The organism is Amycolatopsis sp. NPDC059021, assembly GCF_042739895.1.
Taxonomy (GTDB): Bacteria; Actinomycetota; Actinomycetes; order Mycobacteriales; family Pseudonocardiaceae; genus Amycolatopsis.
On the sequence record NZ_JBHYIQ010000023.1, the window covers coordinates 61100 to 83841 of the forward strand.

A 22742-nucleotide genomic window follows, 5' to 3' on the forward strand; every position below is an offset into this window, starting at 1 on the left:
CGCGAACGCTCCGTTCGGGACGCTCATCGTCGGCAACGGAGCGTTCGCGACGCCGGGCGGAGGCCCCACGGCACGAGAGTCCTTTGTGGACACAGGCCGCGACCTGGCGCACGGGTCACGTGGAGATGACGATGTCCGGAAGGGCCGCGAAGCTCACCGGCCGATGGCACAGGCTGGGCACCATGGCCGAGGACATCTACCAGGAACTCGAACGACGCCGCCGCCGCGAGGCCGAGCTGGCCGCGTTGTTCCGGACCGCGGGCGATCTCGCCGCGCTGCGCGACCTCGACCAGGTGCTGCAGGCCATCGTGCACCGCGCCCGCGCCCTGCTGCAGGCGGACGTGTCCTACCTGGCCCTGCACGACCCCGGACGCGGCGACACCTACATGCGTATGACATCGGGCTCGGTGTCCGCCGCGTTCCAGCGGCTGCGGCTGCCGATGGGCGCCGGTCTCGGTGGCCTGGTCGCGCAGACCGCGGCCCCGTACGCCACCCCGGATTACCCGTCCGATTCGCGGTTCCAGCACACCCGGTCCATCGACGACGCGGTCGCCGAGGAAGGGCTGATCGGCATCCTCGGCGTGCCGCTGCGGCTGGGCTCGTCGGTGATCGGCGTGCTCTTCGCGGCCGACCGCAGGCAACGGCCGTTCCCCGCCGAGGAGGTCTCGCTGCTCGGCTCGCTGGCCGACCACGCCGCGATCGCCATCGACAATGCCCGCAGGCTGCAGGAAACCCGTGCCGCGCTGACCGAACTGGCCACCACGACCCAGCTGCTGCGGGAACGCACCGCGTCCCTGGAACGCGCCGCCGACGCCCATGATCGGCTCACCGACCTCGTCCTGCGCGGCGGCAGCCTCTCCGACGTCGCCGGCGCCGTGACCGACGTGCTCGGCGGCAGTCTGCTGGTGCTCGACGCCACCGGCCGCCGGCTCTGCGGTGAGTTCGATGACGAGAACGCCATCGCCGTCGCCCGCGCGCATTCCCGGGTCACCCGCAGCGAGGGCCGGTGGATCGCCCGCATCGCCGCGGGTGCCGAGCAACTGGGCGCGCTGGTGCTGTCCCGGGAAACCGGGCTGGACGACGGGGAGCAGCGGATCCTCGAGCGGGCCGCGCTGGCCACGGCCGTGCTGCTGCTGTTGCGCCGCTCGGCCGCGGAGGCCGAGCACCGGGTCCGCGGCGACCTGCTCGCCGACCTCATCCTCACCCCGCACCGCGACCCCGACCGGCTGGCCGCCCGCGCCGACGCGCTGGGCATCGACCTCGGCAGGCCGCACACCGTGGTGGTCGTGGACTCCGGTGTGCACGAGCCGCACCAGCTCGGCCGTGTCCTCGTCCGCCTCGCCACCACCCGGGCGGGGCTGGCCACCCGCCACCACGGCAGGCACATCCTGCTCCTGCCCGGCCACGATCCCGGCGCGGCGGCCCGCGCGGTCGCCGCCGAACTCGGTGTCACCACCGGCGCCGCCGGACCTGCCACGGGCCTGGCGGCGATACCCGGCGCGCACGACGAGGCGACCCGCTGCCTCGACGCTCTGCTCGCTTTCGACCGTGTCGGCGAGGGCGCGTGCCTGCGCGATCTGGGTTTCCTGGGGCTGGTCATCGGCAAGCACAGCGATCTCCAGGGCTTCCTGCACGACGTCCTAGGCCCCGTTCTCGACTACGACCGGCGCCGGGGAACCGAACTGGTGTCCACTGTGGAGGCTTATTTCGCGGCGGGACGCAGCCCGGCCCGTGCGTGCAAGAGCCTCCACGTCCACGTCAACACCGTCACGCAGCGGCTGGAGCGGGTCGCCACCCTGCTGGGCGAGGACTGGCAGGAACCGGAACGCTCCCTGGAAATCCAGCTCGCGCTCAAACTCCACCGCGCGACGGCACCACGACGATAGCTTCGTCGGAATCCTCGCTGTGCAGCGACGTTCCCCGCGTCTCCCGGGCCGCCAGCAGCGCCACCACGGTCAGCGCGCACATCGCGGCGACGTAGAGCGAGACCGGGATCGTGCTGCCCCAGCGCTGGAAGAGCGCGACCGCGATCAGCGGGGCGACGGCACCGGCGGCGATCGAGGACAGCTGGCCGCCGACGGAGAGCCCGGTGTAGCGGACGCGAGTCGGGAACTGCTCGGCGAAGAACGCCGCCTGCGGCCCGTACATGGCACCGTGCAGCACGAGCCCGATCGTGGTGGCCACGACGATCACCGCCGTCGATTTCGTGTCCAGCAGCGCGAAGAACGCGAAGCCCCACACGGCCATGGCGATCGCGCCGAACAGGTACACCGGTTTGCGGCCGACCCGGTCGGAAAGCAGGCCCCACAACGGAATCGTCACGAAGTGCACCGCCGAGCCGATCAGCACCGCGGTGAGCCCGGTCCCCTTCGGCAGGTGCAGCCCGGTGGTGACGTAGACCAGGATGAACGCGGTGAGCACGTAGTAGGACACGTTCTCCGCCATCCGCGCGCCGATCGTGACCAGCACCTGGCGCCCGTTGCGGCGGAAGACGTCGACCACCGGCACGTGCTTCTCGCCGCGTTCGGCCGCTTGTCGTCGCGCGGCAAGGAAAACCGGGGATTCGGCGACGGCCAGCCGGATCCACAGCCCGATCAGCAGCAGCACGCCCGAGAGCAGGAACGGGATCCGCCAGCCCCACGCCAGGAACGTCGCGTCCGACTGCGTGGCGGCCAGAATCGCCAGCACCGCGGTGGCCAGGAGGTTGCCACCGGGCGCGCCGCACTGCGGCCACGACGCCCAGAAGCCGCGCCGCTTCTCGTCGCCGTGCTCGGACACGATGAGCACCGCCCCGCCCCATTCACCGCCGAGCGCGAAACCCTGTACCAGCCGCAAAAAGGTAAGCAGCAGCGGTGCCGCGACGCCCGCTGTGGCGAAGGTCGGGAGCACCCCCATCGCACACGTCGAACCGCCCATCAGCACGAGGCTGAGAATGAGGAGTTTCTTGCGGCCGAGCCGGTCGCCGAAGTGCCCGAAGACCAGTCCGCCGATCGGGCGAGCGAGAAATCCGACGGCATAGGTGAGAAACGCCAGCAGCGTACCGGTGAGCGGATCCGACGCCGGGAAGAACAGCTTGTTGAACACCAGCGCCGCGGCCGAGGTGTAGAGGAAGAAGTCGTACCACTCGATGGTGGTCCCGATCAGGCTCGCGCCGACGATCCTGGCGATCGGCGGCCGGTTCGCTGTGTGCACTGTGGACTCCACTTCGTCGGGGGGCCAGGGTGTTGGGGGGCAAGGGTTTTCAGGCGGCGGTCCAGCCGCCGTCGAGCGGAAGGGACGCGCCGGTGACGTGGTCCGCGTGCGGGCCGCACAGCCACACCACCAGGGAGGCGACGTCGGCGGGTTCGATCAGCCGCTTGATCGCCGCGTGCCGCATCAGCACCTGCCCGACGACGTCGTCACGCGAAATGCCGTGTTCGGCGGCCTGCGCGTCGAGCTGGCCGTCGACCAGCGGGGTCCGCACGTAGCCAGGACTGACGCAGTTGCTCGTCACCCCGTGCTCCGCACCCTCCAAAGCGGACACTTTCGACAGGCCTTCGAGCGCGTGTTTCGCCGCGACGTAGGCGGCCTTGTACGGGCTGGCCCGCACTCCGTGCACGCTCGAAATGTTCACGATCCGGCCCCAGCCCGCCGTGTACATCGCCGGAAGGACGCGGCGGATCAGCAGGAACGGCGCGGTCACCATGAGGTCCTGGATCATCCTGAACCGCTCCGGCGGGAAGTCCGGCAGCGCGGCAACGTACTGGATCCCGGCGTTGTTCACCAGGATGTCGACGTCGGCGGGCAGCGCCTCGATCGCGGCGGGATCGGTCAGGTCCGCGGCGTGCGCCCATCCGCCGCTCTCGGCGGCCGCGCGCTCGGCCCCGGCGGCGTCGATGTCGGCCACGTGCACCTTCGCACCGGCGGCCGCCAACGCCCGGACACAGGCCAGTCCGATCCCGCTCGCGCCCCCGGTCACCAGAGCGGTCCGCCCACTCAACTCGCTGGTCATGGCGCAGAACGGTAAGCCAGCGCGCGGACACCGGCCATGTCCGCGGAACCCACAACCCGCCCTCGGGACATGGCGGCGGAGCACACGTCCGCCGGGGCCTTACCGGACGGCGGACGCGAGTTCGCCGAAGCGCCGCAGCAGCGCGTCGCTCCGGCGGCGAGTGGGCCACAGCAGTCGCACGGCCACCGGTGGCGCGCCGGTCAGCGGCACGTGGGCGACCCGCGCGTGGATGTGCGTCTCGGCGGCCGAGGTGGTCGTCGAGCCGACGCCGCGACCGGCGGCGATGATGGCGAGCCACTCGTCGTAGCTGCCGCATTCGAGCACGCGTTCCGGCCGCTGTTCCGGTGGCCACAGGTCGGCACTCGTCGCCCCGCTCACGGTGTTGACGACGAGCGGGTACGCGGTCAGCTCCGCCCACTCCAGCTCCGCGCGGGCGGCCAGCGGCGATTCGGCGGAAACCGCCGCGACCCGCTCTTCTTCGAACAGCACCGTCTGCGTGATGCCCGAAGCGTGCACCGGGGCACGCACCAAGGCGACATCGACGTCCCCGGAGTGCAGGGCCGTCACGATGTCGTCCCGGCGCACCAGCGTCGCCGTCGCGCCCGTGGCGGTCTCGAACGCCGCCAGCAGATCGCTGATCCACGGGTCGGGCAACGCCCATTGGAAACCGATCCGCAGGCTCGCCCGCCCGCGCGCGGCGATCAAGGCCGCGTCGAGGTCGTGGAGTACGACACGCAAGCGCTCCAGCAGTTCCCTGCCGGTGTCGGTGAGTTCGACGCTGCGCGACGTGCGCTCCAGCAACCGGGCCCCCACCGCCGCTTCCAGCTGCTGGATGGTGCGGGACAGCGCGGGCTGGGTGATCAGGAGGTCACCACCGGCCGCCGTGAACGAACGCCGCGTCGCGACCGCGACGAACGCCCGCAGGTGCCGTAGTTCCACCTCCACGAGGACCACCCTACCGATCTATGCCGGGGACGCATGGATCGCCCTCAACAGGCATTTCACGCCGCTCTTCCGGCTGCCTACCGTCGAAATCGCGCAGATCACCCCCACACGGAAGTACGGAAGACAAGCAAGGAACACGATGACCAAGACACCTGAGAATCCGCGTGCGTTCGACGAACTCATGGCAATCCGAGGTGGAAGCAGGCCCACCGCCGACGAGGTGACGATCAGCGGCTCGGATCCGCTGTTCGCCTCGCCGTTCCGGATCGGCGCGACCCTCGCCGACGCCCTGGCGGCCCGCGCGGTCGCGGCGAACGACCTGTGGGAACTGCGAACCGGCCGTCGCCAGCGCATCGCCGTCGACGTGCGAGCCGCTGCCGCGACGGCCCTCGGCGGCGAGGACATGACCCTCGTACGCGACGCTTCCGGCGAATACCGGCCGGTTCCGCTCTCCCCCGACGTCGAGCACATGGTGTCGCTCACCCAGCCCTGGCGGACCGCCGACGACCGGTGGTTCGTGCCGCATTTCAATCTGCCGCACCTCGAACGCCGGGTGCTGGACGTCCTGAACTGCGAGGCCACTCCCGCGTCGGTCGAAGCCGCCGTCCGCACCTGGAAAGCGGACGATCTCGAAGACGCCATCGCCGCCGCGGGCGCGTGCGGCGGAATCGTCCGCACCGCGGCGGAATGGCTGACCCATCCGCACGGCGCTCATCTCGCCTCGCGCCCGGTCGTCGAAATCACCAGGATCGGCGACAGCGCGCCCGAGCCCCTGCCCGGCGGCGCCGAACCCCTTCCCGGCGTCCGGGTGCTCGACCTCACCCGCATCCTCGCCGGTCCGACCGCCGGGCTGAGCCTGGCCGAGCACGGAGCGGACGTGCTCATGGTGACCGCCCCGCACCTGCCGCAGGTGCCCCCGTTCGTGCGGGACACCAGCCACGGCAAGCGCAGCACCTACCTCGACTTCACCAAGCCGGAGGAGGCGGCGCGCCTGCGCGACCTGACTCGCGACGCCGATGTGTTCCTGGAGGGCTACCGCCCGCACCGCTTGGAAGCACACGGGTTCGGCGCCGAAGAACTCGCGGAATTGCGCCCCGGACTGGTGTACGTGAGCGTCAACTGTTTCGGGTCGGGCGGTCCGTTCGGTACCCGTGCGGGCTGGGACCAGATCGCCCAGGCGGTCACCGGGATCTGCGACATCCAGGGGAACGCTACGAACGCCGGCCGCCCCCGGCTCACCCCGGTTTACCTCTGCGACTTCCTCACCGGCTTCCTTGCCAGCTTCGGCGCGATGCTCGCTCTCGCCCGACGCAGCCGCGAAGGTGGTAGCTACCGAGTGCAGGTCTCGCTCAGCCAGTCCGCGATGCTCCTTCAGCGTCAAGGACTGATTCACGACTTCGAAGACGCACCCGGCCGTCTGCGGCCCGACGAATTCGAGCGCTACGCGGTCACGGACGACGACACCGTCTACGGAGATCTCAAGAGCCTCGGACCCGTCATCCGCATGTCCGAAACACCGCCCCGTTGGGCGCGTACTACCCCTCGGCTGGGCAGCTACCGTCCAGAATGGATTCAACCGGGTCTCGAGCGAGTCCCCGGAGCCGCCCAGTATCCTGCGACGTAATTTCGTAGCACGTGTCCGGCGAACAGGAGACCTGCCGATGGCCGAGCCCGAAGTCCGGCCGGCATGCTTCGGCGACCTGCGCCCGCTCGCCGAGGTGTTCGGTGACCACGGATTCTTCGTCGAGCGTCACGAGCGGCAGAAGAACGGCAGGGGCATGCTGTTCGTCGCGTGGCTGGCCGGACGCCCGGTCGGCGACGTCTACCTGTGGCAGGAGGAGGCCGAGGAGGCGCCGATCCGCGCGTACCTGCCCGGCGTCCCGCTGCTGACCCACCTCGAGGTCCGGCCGGACCGGCGCAACCGCGGCATCGGCACGGCGATCGTCGAACGGCTCGAGCAGCATCTGCGCGAGCAGAACCAGGATCGGGTCGCGCTGGCCGTGCGTACCGACAACGCCGACGCGGCCCGGCTCTACGAACGCCTCGGCTACCGGGACTGGGGCCACGGCACCGTCGTGTGCCACACCGAAACGCTGGAAGCCGAAGAGTGCTACGTGCTGGTCAAGGACCTCGCCGTCGCCGAGCCGTCACTCGCCACGGCGAACGTAGCCGGCGCACTCCATTAGCCCGAGTTCGCACAGCACCTTCTCCGCCCTCGTGCCGCCGGGATGACGGCTCAGCCCGGCCGCGTGGTCGGCGAACATCGTCTCCACGTGCTTGTGCCAGCGCTCGCGGTCCTCCCGCCACGCCGTGAGGTAGTCCACGCACAGCGACGGCGTGATCCGCTCGCTTTCGCAGCGGGCGGCCTCCAGCGCGGCCCTGATCCGCCCGGCCCGCTCCGGCGGGTGATCGGTCCGGTCGAGCCTGCCGATGATCTCGCCGATGAACCGCCAGCGGTGATCGAGGAACTCACGCCAGTACGCCGCGGACGCGCCCGCCAGGCCGTTGCCCTGATCCAGCAACCAGAACACGCCCTCGGCCAGGCTGTCGCCGAATTCCTCGCTCCGTGCCCGCTCCTCGGTGGCGAAGGGGTCGTAGAACTTCTGCTCGGCGGCGCCGATCACGGCCGCCGGACGCAGCCGGTCGCCGTTGAGCAGGAAGAACCAGTCCTCGTTGTAGATCTTCGGGAAGAACGACCCCATCGACGCGCGCCCGACCGCCAGCGCGCCACCGCCGATGAACGTCGTCTGCTCGCCGTGCGTCGCGCGATGAGCGTGACAGACGACGGAGTTGTCCGGGAACTCGCCGATCTCCAGCCCGACGACCTCGTAGTGGTCGAGCAGCTGCGCGGCCCGCTCCAGATCGTCCGGGTCGGGAAGGTGGATGTCGTCGTCGAGGAACACCACCCGTTCCCATCCGGCGAACTGGGCGAAGACCAGTCCCAGATTGCGCTTCGCGCTGGTGTCCTTCGCGTAGTCGAAGGCCGCTTCCCGCAGGACGTCGGTGGTGGCGAACGCCGGCAGCAGGTCGCCGGGCATGTCATCGATGTCGACGGCGACCAGCTCGACGCCGCGGCCCTCGGCCAGCCGGACCGCCTCCGCGGCGGACGCCCGTTGACTGCAGAAGGCGACGAGGACGCAGTCCAGTCGCGCGGCGAACCCGATCGCCTTGGTCAGCTCCGCGGTCTCGTGGGCGATGGGAACGAGGATGGCGTCGAGCACCGGCTCGGCCTCCGCGCGAAACGGGACCTGTTCCAGCAAAGCCCGGTGCGAGCCGTGATGGTTGGGCGACGACCTGCTCCGGTCACGCGTCCCTCCCCTGGCCTCTGACAATCCCCACCGCCGCCGACCACTCGTGCAGGCGCGTCGCCCGATCGGTCCAATCGGGAGGCACCACTTGCCGGTTCACGATCTTCACCCGCATCAGCAAAGACCATTGAGCATAACCGGGGAGACGCTCCCGTACGTAGTTCTCGTTACGTTCGCGGAAACGAACGTCGGTCAGCGCGCACACCGCCCCCAGCGTGCCGCTGGCGTACATCCCGTTGAACGACAGGACGGTCCGCTCCATGTTGTACGGGCTGGGACCCCGGTAGACGTGCGCGACGTCCTCGATCACCTCCCGGCGGCCGGCGTTGTCCCGGAGCTGGGGTTCGAACCGCACCACGCCGTCCTCGGTGTCCGCCTCGAACCAGCCGACGTCGTCGGAATCGTCCCGCGCGACCTGCCGGACGGGCAGTTCCAGGCGCCGCTGCAGGAACAGGTCCCTGGTCGCCTCGTTCCAGTCGACGCCGCCCAGCAGCACCAGGTGCGAGGTGTAGTCGGCGAGCGTCAGCTCGTTCGACAACCGCAGCTTGACCGCGTTGCCCGGGTTGAGCGCCCGGATCTGGCCGTACAACTCGACCAGTGCGCCGAGGTCGGTGTAGCTGTACAGCTCGTCGTAGTCCGGGCTGTCCGGGTCGGAGTAGGGATTTTTCGCCCGCATCTCCGGCGGCAGCGGAGCGCACACGATCGCGATGTCCTCGCGCGGCGGGAAACGCAGCAGCCCGCCGGTCTCCTCGTCGGCGTTTCCCCTCGCCGTCCCGCGTGCCGCGTCGCGCAGCTCCTTCAGCTCGTCGAGCAGCCTGTCCCGCTCCGCGCGCTCGTCGTCGGTCAGCTCGTCCAGGCCGAGCAGCCGGTACGGCGGCCGCTCCACCGAGCGCCGGGTGGCGAAGAACCGCGCATACGCCTCCAGCCGCGTCTCCGGTGGCGTTTCGGGCTGCGACGTCCGCTCCCACGACGAGATCAGCGGGCCGCTGCCGTCCAGCGCCTTGGCCAGCTGCAGCTGGGTGATGTGCGCGCCGGGCCAATGGGACTTGCGCAGCTCCCGCAGGCGCCGCGCGAGTTCGACGGCCGGGCCGACCGGTGATACCACGACGAGCAGCTCCTTGGCTGAACTTCAGCTCAACTACTGAATACGAGCACCATACACCTGTGGTCCGGTCAGCCACACCTTGACGTGCAAGCGTGTACCGCCGCGCACCGACCTCGATACAACAAGCTGGAAACGGGCATTGCCGACCTGCCCGACAGGCCTCTAACCTGAATGCAGCTGAGATACCAAAATTTCAGTTTATAACCTGAAGTCCGAGTGGACAGGAGTCGATGAACACCCCCGTCAGCACCCTCCCACGCGGCCCGCCCGGCCGCGCCACCCGCGACGTCGCGTCACCGCGCATGGTGCCGCACGGCGTCCATCGATTCAGGGGAGCGCATGTCATGAACCCGGCGATCGAAACCTTGGCGGCCGAAGCCGCCTCGGCCGCGCAGAGTGTCTCCACCGGCCCCACGCTGGCCATCGTCCTCGCGCTGATACTGACCATCGCGTTCGCGAAACTGCTGCGCCGGGTGGCGGCCGTCGTGTCGACCCTGCTCAGCTCGGCGGGTTCCCTGATGGGCCTGCTGGCCACCGTGTTCGGGGTCGGCGCGCTGGCCGCGCTCACGATGATCGCGGTCGTCGTGGTCCGCTGACCGGCCCTCGTCATCCTCCGCCGTTTCGCTTCTCCCCGTCCACGATCCGCGCCACGACGTCGTGGGCAGGCCGTCGGCCTGTCCACGAGGCGGCCGAGTAGCCGTATCCCATCCGCAGCACCGCGTGCGGCCTGCCGAGCGGACGGAACAACTCGGTGATCCCGGCTCGTGTCGAGGCCACTTCGAACGGCTGGGAAAGGAACGACGTCGCCACCCGCACCGAGGTCGCGGTCAGCAGGACCCGCTGCATCGCCAGGCCCGCGCGGACATCCGCCGCCGGACCGGCGTCCGGCGTGAGCACGACCGCGAGCAAGGGCTGCCGCTCATACGCGCGCACCGGAAGATCCGGATCGAGGTGGGATTCCCGCAACGCGACCACACCCTCGTGATCCGGCGGCGGACCCGCCGCCCCCAGCGGCACCCCGTCCGGACTCGCGGCGTGGCGGCGCGTCCACCGCGCCGATTCGGCCCGAAAGGCGTCATCGCCCGCCTGCAGGAACTCCGCGCGCCGCGCGAGCGCGGTGAGCCGGACATACTCGGCGTCCACGAAATGGAGAGTGGCACCCTCACCGCCCGCCGCACGAACGAGCGCGGCCCGGATACCGGCTGGCACCGACCGATCGAGAAACGGCCGGCGATGGGTATGCCTGCGAAACACCGCGTCGGCGAGCGTCTGGTCCTCGACCGAGACGCGGTGGTTCCCGTCGTGGGTCACCACCGCCAGCAGATCCGGCTCGGCGGCGTCGGGCAACAGCCGCACGCGCGGCTCGAAACCCTGAAAGCGCAAGGAAACGACGAGATTCAACAGCGCCGCGCCACAGGACAGCCTGGCCTCGTGCGCGTCCGGATCGGCCACACTCAGCACCCGGTCACGGTCCAGCCGGACCTCCACCCGCTCGCGGTCGACCGCGAACCGCCACGGCTGGCTGTTGTGCGGCGACGGAGCCCGCACCGCCGCCGCGAGCGCCTGATCGACCACAATGGACAGTGAGCGTGTCATCACAGCTCCCGGGCTCGAACTCCGTTGCCCGTCCAGCTTCGCCCGCTGCCACACCGTCTCGCCGCCACCACCGGTCCCCGGCTCACGGGACGTTGGTCCCGGCCTTCCCGGAACCAAGGGCTCCTCGGAGCGGCACCGGAACGGTCAGGCCTGGCGCAACGGAGCCCGCCAGGTCACCGTGGTCCCGCCGCCGGGCCCGGCGGTGAACGCCACGGTCCCGTCGTTCTGCTCCGCGCGCCGCCGGAGGTTGTCCAAGCCACTGCGCGGAACGTCGTCGGGGAGGCCGATCCCGTTGTCGGCGACCGTGATGACCAGGTCGTCCCCCGCCACGACGTCGACGGAGATCCAGTCGGCGCCCGAGTGCCGCAGCGCGTTGCTCAGCGCCTCCCGGACCACGGCTTCGGCGTGCTCGCGCAGGTCGCCCGGCACGAGTGTGTCGACAGCGCCGGAGATCCGTACCGAGGGCGCGACCGTGGTCGCCGTGGTCAGCTCGGTGATCAGGTCGAGCAGCCTGCGCCGCAGGCTGGAGGAGGCGTCGGTGCCGGCGCTGTGCAGGTCGAAGATCGACGTCCGGATCTCCCGCACGGTCTGGTCCAGCTGCTCGACCGCGGTCGCGACCCGGGTCCGCGCGAGCTCGTCCCCGACTCGCGGCATGATGCTCTGCAGGCTCATCCCGGTCGCGAACAACCGCTGGATGACGTGGTCGTGCAGGTCCTGCGCGATGCGGTCCCGGTCGGCCAGCACGTCCAGCAGCCGCTGGCTGCGCTGCTTGTCCGCGAACTCCAGCGCCACCGCCGCCTGATCGGCGAACGAGGACAGCATCGGTACCTGATCGGGTTTGAACTGCGCCGCGCCCTTGTCCCGCACGGCGAGCAGCACGCCGCCGACCCCGGCCGTGCTGACCAGCGGAACCGCGGCAGCGGGCCCGAATCCGGCCATCGCGGGCTCCGGGTCCCCCGGCAGCGCCGAGTCGATGTCGGGCACCAGCCGCGGTTGCCCGGTCGTCATGACCTCGTCGATCACCGTGTTGTCCATGGCGATCGACGCGCCGAGCACCAGTCCCGCCCTCGCCCCGGACGCCGCGCTCACCGACATCGCCGGGCCGGGTTCGCCGAGCAGGATGAACGTGCCGTCCGCGGCCACCACCTCGCACGCCCGCTCGACCACCAGGCCGAGCGTGTCCGCCGCCGACGCCCCGCCCAGCAGGCCGCCGTTGATCTCGGCCACCGCCGCCAGCCAGCGTTCCCGGGTCTTGGACCGCTCGAACATCCGCGCGTTGTCGATCGCCACCCCGGCCGCGGCCGCCAGCGCCTCGAGCACCACCTCGTCGTCCGGGGTGAACTCGGCCGCGCCACGCTTCTCGGTGAGATACAGATTCCCGAAGACCTTGTCCCGCACCCGCACCGGAACGCCGAGAAAACTGTGCATCGGCGGATGATTCGCCGGGAACCCCACCGACGCCGGATGCCGCGTCAGATCCGGTACCCGTACCGGGCGCGGATCCTCGATCAGCATCCCGAGCAGGCCGCGTCCCTCCGGCAGGTGTCCCATCCCCGCGCGGGTCTCGGCGTCGATGCCGACGTAGACGAACTCCGACAATCCCTCTTCCTCGGCGAGCACACCGAGGGCTCCGTACCGCGCATCGACGAGATCGACCGCGGCCTGCACGATGCGCTGCAAGGTCGAATCCAGCTCCAGACCGGTGGCCACCGCCATCACCGCGTCCACGAGCCCCTGCAGCTGATCGCGGGTCTTCGCGATCTCGGTGAGCCGGTCCTGCACCTCGTGCAGCAACTCGTCGAGACGCAGACCGGTGAGCGACCCCGGTACCGACGCCCCCGCACCCATCACACATCGCTCCGTAATGTCCTGAGGCGCTCTCCGCGAAGCCTCCCGCGCCATCAGGGTTCCATCTCGCCACTCCGCTGCCAAGGCGACGGCCTCCCGGTCCGTGCCGGTCCCTCGTGGAGGACCTCCGCGCTCGGACGCCGCGGTGTCCGGCGGCCCACCGGTTCCGCCGGGCTCCCGAACCGCATCACCAGCTGCGGCACGCCCGGCAACCGCAGGCGTTCCGCCAGCTGTTCCCGGACCGGGGCGACGTGCAGCGGCTGGGTCAGCACGGAAGCGGCGAGCCCCGTGTCGACGGCGGTCAGCCACGCGCGCTGCATGGCCATGCCGGCACGGACGTGATCCGCCCGGTCATCACCCGCCGTGACGAAGAAGAGCAGGTGCTCGCGCTCCATCCGGGTGAGCAGCGTCTGCGGGTCCGGGACCCGGTGCCGCGGCGGGACGAGGTCCGCCCACAGTGGTCCCGCCCGGCCGTGCGAAGGCGCGAGCAGTCCGTCACCGACCCCGTCCGGACGCCACGCCGTCGTCCACTCCGCCAGCTCCGCCTGGTATTCGCGGTCACCACGCAGGACACGCGCCGCCCGTTCGAACAGCCCGGCCAAGGCGGGGAGGTGAGTCTTCCGCACCGGGGCGGCCACGACGTCCGGCCCCGTCGCCGCGTTCGCGACGGCGGTGGCCGCTTCGTCGGGGACCGGGGAGTCCGCGAACCGGCGGCGGTGGCTGCGCCGCCGGGAAATCGCCTGGTACGCGTGCAGTTCCGCCGCGGACGGGGACTCCTGCCCGGTGACCAGCACGGCCCCGGCGAGGGTGGTCGCCGCACCGGGCCCGGGAAGCGCGAGCGCCACTCCGCGGCCGAGCACCCGGACGGCGAGCTCCAGGTTCGTCAACGCCGCCCCACAGGAGATGAGCCGGTCACGACCGTCCGGATCGTGCCGGTTCAGCGCCAGGTCGGGACGTTCGAAGACCTCGGCCCTCGCCGGCGGCAACGCCAGCCGCCACGGCTGGGTGTTGTGCACCGACGGCGCCCGCACCACCGCCCGCGCGAGCACCTCCACGTCGCCCGCCGACCAGTCCCCTGTCGCATCCGCGTTCATCCCTGACTCCATCACGCCCCGTTACCCCCGATGCTGGACGTTCCGCCTGCCGGGTGAAAGACAGCGAAAGGCCCCGCGCATGGAGTCCTCAGTCCCGCAGCGGACGGCACCGCGGCGTCCCGGCTTCCACCCGCGGGTCAGCGGGTGACCTCCGGGCGCACGACCAGCACCGGGCAGCCGGCGTGCTGGACGAGGGCCTGCCCGGTCGAGCCCAGCAGCATCCCGGCGAAGCCACCGCGGCCGTGGCTGCCGACCACCACGAGCCGCGCCCGTTCGGACAGTTCCAGCAGCGCGTGCCGCGGCCGGTCCAGCCGCACGTCACGGCTGATCTCGACATCGGGGTACTTCTCCTGCCAGCCCGCGAGCCGCTCGGCGAGCAGCCGCTCCTCGTCGGCCACCAGTGATTCCCACTGGGGCAGCAACCGGGCCGTGGCGCGAGCGGAGTCGTAGACGACGTCACTCCACGCGTGCAACGCCACCAGCGGCGCCTTCCGCAACGACGCCTCCTCGAACGCCACGGCGATCGCGCGCTCGCTGGTCGGACTGCCGTCGATCCCGGCCACCACCGGGCCGTCGTCCGGGACCTCGCCGCCGACCGCCCGGCCGCGCACCACCGCGACCGGGCACTGCGCGTGTCCCACCAGTGCCGACGTCGTCGAACCCAGCACCGTCGCCAGGAACTGGCCACGCCCGGCACTGCCGACGACGAGCATCCGCGCGTCCCGGGACTGCTCGACCAGCAGTGGCACCGGTGCCTCCGGCTGTGTCCGGCCCTCGATCCGCAGTCCGGGACGCAGCGACCGCGCGAGTGCCTCCGCCTCGCGGACGAAACCTTCGCTCGCCTTCTGCAGGTCGTTCAGCATGCTCTCGCCGAGCGGCGCGCCACCGCCGTAGTACAGCCCGGCGATGTTGACCGCGCTCACGATCCTCAGCACGTCGCCGTGCACGGCGGCGGTCGCCGCGGCCCAGGCCACGGCCCGGTTCGCGCCGTCCGAACCGTCGGTCCCGACCAGGATGGTGTCGCTCATCGGATGCTCTCCTCGTGTTCGGAAACGACCTGGGCGTCCACCACGCCAGGGACGGACTGGGCCAGCAAGGCCGCCACATGCCGATCGGTTTCGTCGTCGTAGGCGTCGACGACCCGGACGACCCCGTCTTCCACCTCGACGGTCCAGCGGTCCGGCCCGCCGTAGATCTCCAGGTGGTGCCGGACGTCGTTCAGGATCGCATGATCGTCTCGCGCCAGCACCCGGACGATGTCACCGCGCGTCACGATGCCGATCACCCTCGCGCCGTCCACGACGGGCATCGCGCGGATGCCGGAGCCGACCAGCGCGCGGGTGAGATCGGCGACGTCGGTGCCCGGCGACATCCCGGTCGCGGGGCTGGTCATCAGCGCGCCCACGGTCAGCCCGGGTTCCTCGCGCGGGCGCGGCGGCTCCTCGCCGTGGCACGAGCGCGGATCGGCCGGGATCCGGTCGCGGATCAGATCCGCCTCGGTGACGATGCCGATCAGGCGATCGTCGTCGTCCACCACCGGAAGCGCCGTGAATCCTTGCCGCGCAAGGATTTCCGCCGCCTCCTTCGCCGTCGTCGCCGTGCGGACGGTGATCACCGGCGAGGTCATCACGTCACGGGCTCGCATGGGTTACCTCCCTGTCCGGGGCCTGCACCCGACGCTATTCCGGCCGGTCCCCTCGGCACCGCATGCCTTCGTCACCACCGGACGGGACCTACGTCCCGTCAGTCCACAGTGGACTAGGAGATCACGCCGCCCGGGGCCTGCCCGTCGCGGGCACCCGAAGTGCACGAAAGTGCTCGAAAACCCGCAATACGCGCGGCATTCATCAACTTTTCGCCGGCGAAGCGTGGACATCAGTACGCGAAACATGTACAAATGTCCACGACCAGTCGCCCCTATGAGGCGCGTCACATCCCGCAGCGCGCGAGAGGACCCAGGACATGGCCGAACTCAACCGCAGGCGGTTCCTGCAGATCGCCGGGGCGACCGCGAGCCTCACGGCGTTGTCGGACAGCATCGCCCGCGCCGCCGCCATCCCCGCCGCGCGCCGCACCGGCACGCTCGCCGACGTCGAGCACATCGTCGTGCTGATGCAGGAGAACCGCTCCTTCGATCACTACTTCGGCTCGATGAAGGGCGTCCGCGGCCTCGGCGACCCCCGGCCCATCACACTCGACAGCGGCAAACCGGTCTGGTACCAGTCCGACGGCGGCAAGGACGTGCTGCCCTATCACCCCGCCGACTCCGGTCTGGGCATGCGCTGCATCGAAGGCCTCGACCACGGCTGGGCAGGCGGGCACCGCGCCTGGAACCAGGGCAAGGCCGACCAGTGGATCCCGGCCAAGACCGCGCGGACCATGGCCTACCTGACGCGTGAGGACATCCCGTTCCACTACGCGCTCGCCGACGCGTTCACCGTCTGCGATGCCTACCACTGCTCGCTGAACGGGCCGACCGACCCGAACCGGTACTACATGTACACCGGCTACGTCGGCAACGACGGGAAGGGCGGCGGCCCCGTCATCGGCAACGAAGAGGCGGGCTACGGCTGGACGACCTACCCCGAGCGTCTCGAAAAGGCGGGCGTCTCCTGGAAGTTCTATCAGGACATCGGGGACGGCCTCGACAAGGCGGGCAAGTGGGGCTGGATCGACGATCCCTACCGCGGCAACTACGGCGACAACTCGTTGCTGTACTTCACTTCCTACCGCGACGCCAAACCCGGTCAGCCGCTCTACGACAAGGCGCGCACCGGCACGAACGCGAAGAAGGGCGACGGCTATTTCGACGTCCTCACCGCCGACGTCAAAGCCGGGAAACTCCCGAAGATCTCCTGGATCGCCGCGCCGGAAGCCTTCTGCGAACACCCGAACTGGCCGCCGAACTACGGCGCCTGGTACATCTCCCGCGTCCTCGAAGCGCTCACGTCGAATCCCGACGTGTGGAGCAAGACCGTCCTGCTCATCACCTACGACGAGAACGACGGCTTCTTCGACCACGTGCCCCAGCCCTTCCCGCCGTCGTCGGCCGACCGGGGCCTGTCCACCGTCGCCACCACCGGCGAGCAGTACCCCGGCAGCCCCGGCAATCCGGCCGGCCCCTACGGCCTCGGCCAGCGTGTCCCCATGCTCGTCGTCTCGCCGTGGAGCACCGGCGGTTTCGTGTGCTCCGAGGTGTTCGACCACACGTCGATCCTCCGTCTCATGGAAACCCGTTTCGGCGTGCGCGAACCGAACATCTCGCCGTGGCGGCGCGCCGTGTGCGGCGACCTCACCGCCGCCTTCGACTTCACCCTGCAACACCCCGCGAAGCCGTCACTGCCGAGCACCGCCGCGTACGAGCCCCATGGCAAACCCCCGGCGGAACCCGTCTACCGCTCCACTCCGCCCGCGCATCCCGTGTTGCCCAAACAGGAATCCGGTTCGAAACACACCCGTCCGCTTCGCTACGCGCCGTGGACCGACGTGGTCGTGTCTCCCTCGATCGGCGGACTGACCCTGACCTTCGGCGGTGGCCCGGCCGGCGTGTGCTTCCACGTCCGGTCCGGCAACCGCAAGGACGGGCCGTGGACGTACACCACCGAAGCGGGAAAGACGATCGCCGACACCTGGCACACCGGTGGGCAGCAAGGAAAATACGACCTCACGGTGCACGGCCCGAACGGTTTCCTGCGTGGCTTCGCCGGGTACACCACGGCCGCGGGCCCGGAGATCACCGCCCGCCACCGCCCCGCGAACGACGCCGTCGAGCTCGTCATGACCAACACGGGCACGGCCGAATGCCGCCTGAGCCTCACCGAGTCCTACCGGGGGCGGAAGGCGACCTTCACGGTGAAACCGGGACAGACCGTGTCCCACACCGAACCCCTCGGCGCGAACCACCACTGGTACGACATCACCGTCACTTCGAGCACGGACAAGGCGTTCCTGCGCCGCTTCGCCGGACACGTCGAAAACGGCAAGCCCGGCACCAGCGATCCGGCCATCGTCACCCGCTGACCGGCCCGCGGCGAGGCCGTGCCCCGGCGCACGGCCCGGTGCGCTCAGCCACGAAGGTGTACCCGGTTGCCCGCCGATACGTGGCGTCGCACACTGCCTCAGGGAGGTACGCGATGGCGCGCAAGGCGGACCGGCTGGCGGCGGCGATGACGCCGGTCCTCGGCGACCCGTTACCCGTACGGATACGTGCCTGGGACGGCAGCGAAGCGGGGCCCCCGGACGCGCCAGCGCTGGTGTTCCGTGACCGGCGCGCGCTGCGGCGGTTGCTGTGGCGGCCGGGCAAACTCGGCCTGGCTCGCGCGTGGGTCGCGGGCGAGCTCGACGTCGACGGTGACCTCTTCGACGCGCTGGAGCGGCTGGCCGGATTCGTCGACGAGCACGACGCCACTCGATCGTGGCACCGCGACGCGCGCCGCGCGCTCGCGACAATGCGGGACCGGCAGACCATGTCCGCGCTGCGCGAGATGGTGCTTCTGGCCGGTGGCCCCGGCTTTCCCCCGGCGCCACCGCCGGAGGAAAACCGGCGGCGGCGCGGCACGCGGCACAGCGTGCGGCGTGACCGCGCGGCGATCAGCCACCACTACGACGTGGGCAACGACTTCTACGCGCTGCTGCTCGGCCCGTCCATGGTCTATTCCTGCGCCTACTGGAACGGCCCCGACGGCGGGCTCGGCACCCTGGAGGACGCCCAGGCCGCCAAACTCGATCTGGTCTGCCGCAAGCTGGACCTGCGCGAGGGAGATCGGCTGCTCGACGTCGGCTGCGGCTGGGGTTCGATGGCGCTGCACGCCGCGCGGCACTACGGCGCCCGCGCGGTGGGCGTCACCATTTCCGCCGAGCAGGCCGCGCTGGCACGCGAACGCGTCGCTCACGCCGGGCTGTCCGATCGGGTGGACATCCGGATCCAGGACTACCGGGAGATCACCGACGGCCCCTATGACGCGATCTGCTCGATCGGGATGGCCGAACACGTGGGCTCGGCCCGGTATCGCCAGTACGCCGAGACGTTGTACGGCCTGCTCGAACCAGGAGGACGGCTACTGAACCACCAGATCTCCCGCCGCCCGATGCCGGACGAAAAAGCCTACCGCCTCGACGAGTTCATCGACCGGTACGTCTTCCCCGACGGGGAGCTGACGCCGCTCGGCACGACGGTGAAACTGATCGAGGACACCGGCTTCGAGATCCGGCACGTCGAAGCGCTGCGCGAACACTACGGGCCGACACTGCGTGCCTGGGTACGGAACCTGGAAACGCACTGGGCAGAGGCGATCGCCCTGGTCACGCCGGGGCGGGCCAGGGTATGGCGGCTCTACCTCGCCGCCTCCGCGCTCGCCTTCGAGCGGAACCGGATCGGCGTCGACCAGGTACTCGCTAAGCGAGATGCGACAGGGCAGCCTGAATAGATGAATACAATTTCGCGAAATCGGGTGCCTGACTCCGGGTGAAGTGCACTCTGGTGGTTTCATTTTGGTTATGGCGGCCGACGACCACGCCCTTGACCCCCCCGGGGGGTGGCCGGGGGCCCCCCCGGACGACGTCGCGCAGCGGGATACTGGTTTGCTCGTGCGTCGCGTGCAAGCGACGAAACAGGATGAGATTGTCCTCGATGCCCACGGTCCAGCCGTAGCCCGTGGCCTCGACGCGACCTTCCATTGCTCCCACTCCTAGGTCCAGAGAGTGCCGGAAAAAGTGATTCGGTTTTTCGCGCGGGAGGGCGGCGTCGCACCCCTCAGTATACGCCGATCGCATTGACGCGCTGAGCGGCGATTCACGCTTTCCCCGGAATTCGGATGTCATCGTCCTGCCCTGCGTCAGCGGTGCGTGCCGAGGTCACCCGGGTAAGCGACGATCGTTCACGTCCACGCCGTCCGCACGGCGAGCACCACGATCACCGCACCCGAGACGAGCGCGGTGGCCAGCGCGTACCCGCCGTCCACGGTCGCCACGCCCCATGCCGCGGCCGTCACGGCAGCCGGGTGCCGGGCCTCCCTGTCCGGACCGCCGCCGGAACACGGCGAGCAGGCCCGATGGCATGACAGGACCGTGTCAGCCCGGTGGCCGGGTGGTGTCAGCCGGGCGGGCGATCGTGGTTTCAGCGCCCCGGACAGCGGGGAGCCCGAACAGTCAGGAGAGCACGATGCAGAAGTTCGCCACCCCGGCCCCGATCTCCGCCGTCCTGGACATCCCCGCGGGAAGCGTCCAGCTCGTCGCCGCCGACCGGGCCGATACCGTGGTCGAGGTCCTGCCCGCCGACGCCACGAAGGGCCGCGACGTGAAGGCGGCCGAGCTGACCACGGTCGACTACACCGACGGCGTCCTGCGGATCCACACCCCCGCGGCCAAGAACCAGTACTTCGGCCCGACCGGATCCCTGCGGGTCACCATCCAGCTGCCCGCCGGCTCCCGCGTCGAGGCCACGACCGGTGCCGCCGAGCTGCGCGGCGTCGGCCGACTGGGTGAAGTCGCCTTCGACGGCGCGTACCGCCGGATCAAGATCGACGAGGCCGACGGTGTCCGCCTCACCGCGGTCGACGGCGACGTCGAGGTCGGCCGCCTGCACGGCCCCGCCCGGATCAGCACCACCCGGGGCGACATCCGGATCACCGAGGCGACCCGCGGCACGGTCGTGCTCACCACCCAGTCCGGTGGCATCTCCGTCGGCGCCGCCGCCGGGGTCTCGGCCTCCCTCGACGCGGGCACCTCCTACGGCCGCATCAGCAACACCCTCAAGAACAACGGGACGGCCGAACTCGAGATCCACGCCACCACGTCCCACGGCGACATCGCCGCCCGCAGCCTCTGAACGACCACGGCTGGCCAGGCCGGCACACCACAACCCCTCCACCAGGCCCGGGTCGTCCGAGGGCGAACACCCCTCGGACGACCCTCTCGAGTGTCGCATGTGGACACAGTGCCGGTCCGGGAACGACGGCTACGGCTGGTGGTCGCGCGCCCAGCCGACGATGGCCGGGGCGATGTCGGCGAGCGGGAGCCAGCGTTGGACCAAGGTCCGTGCGGTGCGCGTCGTGCGCACGGTGTCGTGGGCGAAGACCGTGCCACCGTGGTGGTCGATCGCGCGCAGCCCGGCCAACGGGTCGGGGGCCTGCCCGGTCATCAGCACGGCCAGCGCGCGGGGGCCGCAACTGTTGGCGAGGGTGATGAGCAGCAGATCCGCCGCGGGTGGTTGCGGCCGGCCGGCGTGCGTCCGCACGATGCCGACCCGCCCGTCACCGGTGACCAGCAGCTGCCCGGCGGAGGGTGCGACCAGCACTACGCCCGCGGACAGCTTGTCGGGATGGCTGGCCGCGCGCACGGTCAAGTCGGTGTGCCTGCCCAGCAGGTGCACGACCCGTTCCGCGTCGCCGGCCTGGATGTGCTTGGCCACCACCAGCGCGGCCGGCAGCCCCAGCGGCAGCGCCGCCAGAACCCGTACGACCGCGGCGAGCCCGTCAAGCTCCGAAGCGGCGGTCACGAGGGCCACCACCGGAAACGGCACAGCAGGACTGGGGTTCGGCTCGCGCGGCACGGAGGAAGCCATGACATCACCTCCACCCACGCTCGTGACACGTCGGGGTTCCAGTATCGCGGCTGTCCGGGCATGACGTGCAGGGCCCGAAGTCACTCACCCGCGCGAGGAATGACCGCGGAGATCGGCTGGGGTGTGGTTCACGGGAACAGGGAGGCTCCCAGCGGTACGCGCTGATCGAAGCCGGGGAGGATCAGGAAGGTGCCGCTGGCCGTGGTGGTGGTGAACGGCAGCAGCGCGTCCGACGCTTCCATGTGGGTGAGGGTCGCGGTGAAGGTCCGCAGGTCGTTCTGGAAGCTGATGAACACCAGGCCTGGCTGGGGTTCGTCCATGCTGTAGGAACGGCGGAGCATGAGGTCGACGCCGACGAGGTTGGCGTGGGCGCGGCGGACGTGGGCGTCCGCGGGGACCAGATACCGCCCGTCGGGAGTCTTGGCGCCGAGATCGGGGCCGTCGGCGATGATCCCGCCGGACAACGGGATTCCGGAGTCGCGGCGGCGGCCGATGACGGCCTCCTGCGCGGCGACGCTCAGGCCGGCGAAGCGCGGCAGGTCGAGTTCCATCCGCCGGACGACGGCGATCGTGCCGCCCGCGACCCGTGGTGGCCCCGCGAGCCACAATCCCCGTTGCTGTTCGGGAACGCTGTGCGGGCCCACGATGCCGTCGGCGAACCCGAGCAGGTTCCGGGGCGCGGTCAGGCCTTCGGAGACCGGCACGTGCCGTCCGCGCCTGCCGGACTGCCGCCAGCGTTCGCGTACCTTCTCGCCCGCCGCCGCCAGCAGCGCCGCCGCGGCGACCGAGAGAACCAGCGGGTCACTCGCGCACAACTGGAGCAGCAGGTCGCCGCCGCGTGCTTGCGGAGCGATTTCTTCCCGGGACGACGGAACGAGATCGGTCGCGCCCGGCAGTCCGGGGTCGATCCTCCGCACGAGCCGGGGGCCCAGCCCGATCGTCACCGTGAGGTCGTCCGCCGGCAGGCCCAGCAGGCGGTCGTCGGCTCCGCCGGTGAGTGCCAGGACGCTCCGGCCCAGAGCGGCGAGAATCGGCCCGGCCTCGGCGGAATCGTCGAAGTCGGCGACGACGATCACCAAGTGGGATTGCGGTTGCGCGGGAAGCGTGATCCCGGCCTGATGCGGCCCGGTGGCCGGGACGGGACCGGGCGCGGTACCGGGTGTCGTGGCGGGTTCGGCGGAGCAACCGGCGGCGAAACCGGCCGTCACCATGGCACCGGCGGCACCGAGGAAGGCACGACGGGACGGGCTGCGATCGGCGGCGGTCACGACGGGCAGCGTGACACACGGCGAGG

General features: G+C 70.7%; 19 protein-coding genes. 7 read left to right on the plus strand and 12 right to left on the minus strand.

What is annotated here, in order from left to right; translation table 11 throughout:
- The first annotated feature begins 131 nt into the window (after positions 1-131).
- On the plus strand, positions 132-1886 hold the full coding sequence (locus ACFWX1_RS16370; RefSeq protein ID WP_378388005.1) for a helix-turn-helix domain-containing protein: 1755 nt from the start codon (positions 132-134) through the stop codon (positions 1884-1886).
- Here the strand turns inward: ACFWX1_RS16370 and ACFWX1_RS16375 are convergent.
- From ACFWX1_RS16375 to ACFWX1_RS16385, 3 genes are all read right to left on the minus strand, one after another.
- Entirely contained in the window at positions 1852-3192 is a 1341-nt protein-coding gene (locus ACFWX1_RS16375) for an MFS transporter (RefSeq protein ID WP_378388009.1), read from the minus strand. The genes ACFWX1_RS16370 and ACFWX1_RS16375 overlap by 35 nt on opposite strands.
- Before the next feature lie 49 nt (positions 3193-3241).
- Positions 3242-3991, minus strand: a complete 750-nt coding sequence (locus ACFWX1_RS16380; protein ID WP_378388011.1) for a 3-hydroxybutyrate dehydrogenase — start codon at positions 3989-3991, stop codon at positions 3242-3244.
- 99 nt (positions 3992-4090) lie between these two features.
- Complete coding sequence (locus tag ACFWX1_RS16385; protein ID WP_378388012.1) at positions 4091-4936, minus strand: LysR family transcriptional regulator; 846 nt, start codon at positions 4934-4936, stop codon at positions 4091-4093.
- Positions 4937-5075: 139 nt separating this feature from the next.
- Between ACFWX1_RS16385 and ACFWX1_RS16390 the strand changes: the two genes are divergently transcribed.
- Both ACFWX1_RS16390 and ACFWX1_RS16395 read left to right on the plus strand, forming a co-directional pair.
- On the plus strand, positions 5076-6560 hold the full coding sequence (locus ACFWX1_RS16390) for a CoA transferase (protein ID WP_378388014.1): 1485 nt from the start codon (positions 5076-5078) through the stop codon (positions 6558-6560).
- A 37-nt stretch (positions 6561-6597) separates the two neighbouring features.
- Positions 6598-7122 carry a GNAT family N-acetyltransferase gene (locus tag ACFWX1_RS16395; RefSeq protein ID WP_378388016.1) on the plus strand — a complete coding sequence of 175 codons (525 nt, stop codon included), beginning with the start codon at positions 6598-6600 and terminating at the stop codon, positions 7120-7122.
- On the opposite strand, the gene ACFWX1_RS16400 is transcribed toward ACFWX1_RS16395, so the two are convergent.
- Complete coding sequence (locus tag ACFWX1_RS16400; RefSeq protein WP_378388017.1) at positions 7084-8196, minus strand: hypothetical protein; 1113 nt, start codon at positions 8194-8196, stop codon at positions 7084-7086. The two genes, ACFWX1_RS16395 and ACFWX1_RS16400, sit on opposite strands and share 39 nt — an antisense overlap.
- A 43-nt stretch (positions 8197-8239) precedes the next feature.
- Positions 8240-9349, minus strand: a complete 1110-nt coding sequence (locus tag ACFWX1_RS16405) for a helix-turn-helix domain-containing protein (RefSeq protein ID WP_378388019.1) — start codon at positions 9347-9349, stop codon at positions 8240-8242.
- Positions 9350-9579: 230 nt separating this feature from the next.
- On the opposite strand from ACFWX1_RS16405, the gene ACFWX1_RS16410 reads away from it, so the two are divergent.
- Complete coding sequence (locus ACFWX1_RS16410; RefSeq protein ID WP_378388020.1) at positions 9580-9945, plus strand: hypothetical protein; 366 nt, start codon at positions 9580-9582, stop codon at positions 9943-9945.
- Between the two features lie 10 nt (positions 9946-9955).
- Here the strand turns inward: ACFWX1_RS16410 and ACFWX1_RS16415 are convergent, their stop codons facing one another.
- The 5 genes from ACFWX1_RS16415 to ACFWX1_RS16435 all read right to left on the minus strand — a co-directional run bounded on the left by ACFWX1_RS16415 (position 9956) and on the right by ACFWX1_RS16435 (position 15532).
- Positions 9956-10945: an Acg family FMN-binding oxidoreductase gene (locus ACFWX1_RS16415; RefSeq protein ID WP_378388022.1), complete on the minus strand. Its 990-nt coding sequence runs from the start codon at positions 10943-10945 to the stop codon at positions 9956-9958.
- A 144-nt stretch (positions 10946-11089) separates the two neighbouring features.
- Positions 11090-12793, minus strand: coding sequence for a GAF domain-containing protein (locus ACFWX1_RS16420; RefSeq protein ID WP_378388098.1), 1704 nt, complete (start codon positions 12791-12793; stop codon positions 11090-11092).
- A gap of 53 nt (positions 12794-12846) precedes the next feature.
- The gene (locus ACFWX1_RS16425) at positions 12847-13887 is read right to left on the minus strand and encodes an Acg family FMN-binding oxidoreductase (protein ID WP_378388024.1); all 1041 of its coding nucleotides are present in this window, start codon (positions 13885-13887) and stop codon (positions 12847-12849) included.
- 137 nt (positions 13888-14024) lie between these two features.
- A complete protein-coding gene (locus tag ACFWX1_RS16430) occupies positions 14025-14915 on the minus strand; it encodes a universal stress protein (protein ID WP_378388026.1) in 891 nt (296 codons plus the stop codon).
- Positions 14912-15532 carry a CBS domain-containing protein gene (locus tag ACFWX1_RS16435; RefSeq protein ID WP_378388028.1) on the minus strand — a complete coding sequence of 207 codons (621 nt, stop codon included), beginning with the start codon at positions 15530-15532 and terminating at the stop codon, positions 14912-14914. The genes ACFWX1_RS16430 and ACFWX1_RS16435 overlap by 4 nt, the downstream gene beginning before the upstream one ends.
- A 317-nt stretch (positions 15533-15849) precedes the next feature.
- Here ACFWX1_RS16435 and ACFWX1_RS16440 point away from each other — a divergent pair, with 317 nt between their 5' ends.
- From ACFWX1_RS16440 to ACFWX1_RS16450, 3 genes are all read left to right on the plus strand, one after another.
- The gene (locus ACFWX1_RS16440; RefSeq protein ID WP_378388030.1) at positions 15850-17907 is read left to right on the plus strand and encodes a phosphocholine-specific phospholipase C; all 2058 of its coding nucleotides are present in this window, start codon (positions 15850-15852) and stop codon (positions 17905-17907) included.
- Positions 17908-18020: 113 nt separating this feature from the next.
- Positions 18021-19313, plus strand: a complete 1293-nt coding sequence (locus ACFWX1_RS16445) for a class I SAM-dependent methyltransferase (protein WP_378388032.1) — start codon at positions 18021-18023, stop codon at positions 19311-19313.
- A gap of 734 nt (positions 19314-20047) precedes the next feature.
- A complete protein-coding gene (locus tag ACFWX1_RS16450) occupies positions 20048-20713 on the plus strand; it encodes a DUF4097 family beta strand repeat-containing protein (RefSeq protein ID WP_378388034.1) in 666 nt (221 codons plus the stop codon).
- Positions 20714-20842: 129 nt separating this feature from the next.
- On the opposite strand, the gene ACFWX1_RS16455 is transcribed toward ACFWX1_RS16450, so the two are convergent.
- Together ACFWX1_RS16455 and ACFWX1_RS16460 are read right to left on the minus strand one after the other, a co-directional pair.
- Positions 20843-21448 (minus strand): chemotaxis protein CheB, encoded by a 606-nt coding sequence (locus ACFWX1_RS16455; protein WP_378388036.1) that lies wholly within the window; start codon positions 21446-21448, stop codon positions 20843-20845.
- A 128-nt stretch (positions 21449-21576) separates the two neighbouring features.
- A complete protein-coding gene (locus tag ACFWX1_RS16460; RefSeq protein ID WP_378388038.1) occupies positions 21577-22716 on the minus strand; it encodes a Dyp-type peroxidase in 1140 nt (379 codons plus the stop codon).
- Positions 22717-22742: the final 26 nt, after the last annotated feature.